Annotated in this window: 3 protein-coding genes; all 3 read right to left on the bottom strand. The window is 67.8% G+C overall.

All coding sequences use genetic code 11. From position 1 onward, the window contains the following. Positions 1 to 50: 50 nt before the first annotated feature. From E1261_RS44205 to E1261_RS44215, 3 genes are read right to left on the bottom strand one after another with little or no spacing between them, the layout of a single operon-like run. The gene (locus E1261_RS44205) at positions 51 to 653 is read right to left on the bottom strand and encodes a nitroreductase family protein (RefSeq protein WP_132416277.1); all 603 of its coding nucleotides are present in this window, start codon (positions 651 to 653) and stop codon (positions 51 to 53) included. Positions 654 to 661: 8 nt separating this feature from the next. Beyond that, positions 662 to 1,663 carry a proline racemase family protein gene (locus tag E1261_RS44210; protein ID WP_132416279.1) on the bottom strand — a complete coding sequence of 334 codons (1,002 nt, stop codon included), beginning with the start codon at positions 1,661 to 1,663 and terminating at the stop codon, positions 662 to 664. Beyond that, entirely contained in the window at positions 1,660 to 2,562 is a 903-nt protein-coding gene (locus E1261_RS44215; protein WP_132416281.1) for a dihydrodipicolinate synthase family protein, read from the bottom strand. Before E1261_RS44215 ends, E1261_RS44210 begins: the two co-directional genes overlap by 4 nt. Positions 2,563 to 2,693 lie beyond the last annotated feature (131 nt).

The raw sequence follows: 2,693 nt of genomic DNA on the forward strand, positions 1-2,693 counted from the left end.
GTCCCCGGCCCCGCCGGCAACGTCCCCGCCGACTGGCAGAACCACCTCAACTAGGTCTGCCACCGGCCCCGGTGGACGAAGGTCTCCGGCGAGCGACGCCTCGCGGTGACCTCGGGGCGCTGCGGTGGAAGGTCGTCGGCGCGGTGACCGATCGCGATCGCGCCGATCGGATCAAGCCCTTCCGGGATGCCGAACGCGTCCCGGAACCGCTGCACGTGGACCGCGACCTCCAAGTCCGCGAAGTCGGTGGCAGCATCCGGCATCAGCCAGAATAGGAAGGCATCGAGACCTTCATCGATGGCCGCCAACTGCAACAGCATCGCTGCCATCCCAGTGTCGATGCTCCAGTAGGGCGCGGGCCAGCGCTCCGCCGGGCGCTGTTCGAGGTATGCCGCTCGATTCGCGAGCGGGACCACGACCAGCGGCGCGTTCGTCATCCGCGGCGTGTGCCGGGTCTGGTTGGGCGCGAACGGCCAGAAGCGCTCGAGATCCGCCGGCTCGGTGAGCACCAGGAACGCGAAGCCCTGGATGAACTTCGCCGACGGACCACGTTGCGCACCGGCGAGGATGCGCTCGACGGACTCCGGCGCGATCGGGCGGTCCGCGAACTCCCGCACCGTCCGTCGCCGACGCAGAACCTCGGAGAACTCCATGCGCCGGACTATAGGACGAAGCCGGTTGGGAAGGGGTCGTCTGGGTCGAGGAGGTAGTTGGCGGTGCCGGTGATCCAGGCTCGGCCGGTGACTGTTGGTACGACGGCTGCGTGCGGTCCGACCGTGGTTTCCTCGATGAGGCGGCCGGTGAAGCGGGTGCCGATGAAGGACTCGTTGACGAAGTCCGCGCCGAGGGCGAGTTCGCCGCGGGCGTGCAGTTGGGCCATCCTGGCCGACGTACCGGTCCCGCAGGGCGAGCGGTCGAACCAGCCGGGGTGGATCGCCATCGCGTTGCGGGAGTGCGCGCCGTCGAGACCGGGGGCGGTGAACTGCACGTGCTTGCAGCCGTTGATGCCGGGATCGAGCGGATGCACCGGGCGATCCGTCGCGTTGATCGCGTCCATCAACGCCAGACCGGCCGTCAGAATCTGATCCTTGTAGGCCCGGTCGAACGGGATCCCGAGCTGCTCCAACGGCAGGATCGCGTAGAAGTTCCCACCGTACGCGAGGTCGTAGGTCACCGGTCCAACCCCGGGCACCTCGACCACGGCATCCAAGGAATGGCTGTACGACGGGACGTTCCGCAACGTCACGTGTTCCGCGCGACCGTTGCTCACAGCAACGTCTACGACGACCAGGCCGGCCGGAGTGTCCAGCCGGACGACGGTCACCGGCTCCTGCACCTCGACCATGCCGGACTCCACGAGCACGGTCGCGACGCCGATCGTGCCGTGCCCGCACATCGGCAGCAGGCCGGAGACCTCGATGTAGAGCACACCCCAGTCCGCGTCGGACCGAGTCGGCGGCTGCAGGATCGCTCCGCTCATCGCAGGATGCCCGCGCGGTTCGTTCATCAGGAACAGGCGCAGCCCGTCCAGGTGCTTCATGAAGTACTCGCGCCGCTCGGCCATCGTCGCACCGGGCACGACCCCGACCCCACCCGTGACGACGCGGGTCGGCATCCCCTCGGTGTGCGAGTCGATCGCAGAGATCGTCCGGATGGACCTCATCGCAAAGACTCCACTGCTTTCTTCATGTCCTGCTCCAGTTGCGCGACGTGTTCGGGTACGAGCGGCCCACGCGGCGGGCGGCACGGGCCGCCGTACCGGCCGACATAATCCATGCCGTACTTGATCGCCTGCACGAACTCCACCCGCGAGTCCCACCGGAACGCCGCGACCAACGGTTCGTACAAAGCCCGGGCCTCCTCCAGCTTGCCTTGTACGGCGAGGTCGTACAAGCGAACCGATTCGGCCGGGAACACGTTCGGGAACCCGGCGAACCACCCGGTCGCCCCCATCAGCAACGCCTCGAGCGTCAGATCGTCCGCCCCGGCGATGACCGCGAGGTCCGGAGCCAGCTCCCGGATCTCCAGGATCCGCCGGACATCACCGGAGAACTCCTTGACCGCAACGACATTCTCGATCTGCGCGATCTCGGCGAGCAGCGCCGGCGTGAGGTCGACCTTCGTGTCGATCGGGTTGTTGTAGACCATCACCGGCAACCCGGCCTTGGCCACTTCGCTGAAGTGGTGCAGCACCTCGCCGCGGTTCGCCCGATACATGGTCGGCGGCAGGCACAGTACGCCGTCCGCCCCGTCCTCCGCCGCCTTCTCCGCCCAAGCCCGCGCCTGGTGCGCGCCGACCCCGTGCACCCCGACGACCACCACGCCATCGTTGCCCACGGCATCGATTGCCGTGCGCGCGACAGCCCGCCGCTCATCATCCGTCAGCGACGAGTACTCGCCGAGCGACCCGTTCGGCCCCACCCCACGGCACCCGTTGTCCACCAACCACCGGCAGTGCTCCGCATACCGATCCAGATCCGGCCGCAACCCCGCCGGCGCCCCCGCATCCTCCAGATACGGCAACGCCGTCGCCACGATCACGCCATCCAGCTTCTCCGTCACAGCTTCTCCTCAGCCTCAGCCAAATCACCCAACCGCACCGGTACGGCGATCGGCCGTTTCATCGATGGACTATCGCCAACAAGCTCAGCCACATTCCGCGAACAAACTCGCCCCTGACACATCCCCAGCCC

Source organism: Kribbella albertanoniae, assembly GCF_004348455.1.
Classification (GTDB): domain Bacteria; phylum Actinomycetota; class Actinomycetes; order Propionibacteriales; family Kribbellaceae; genus Kribbella; species Kribbella albertanoniae.

Coding starts and splice junctions, on each gene's coding strand:
- E1261_RS44210 (WP_132416279.1), bottom strand. CDS start 1,663: ATGAGGTCCATCCGGACGATCTCTGCGATCGACTCGCACACCGAGGGG.
- E1261_RS44205 (WP_132416277.1), bottom strand. CDS start 653: ATGGAGTTCTCCGAGGTTCTGCGTCGGCGACGGACGGTGCGGGAGTTC.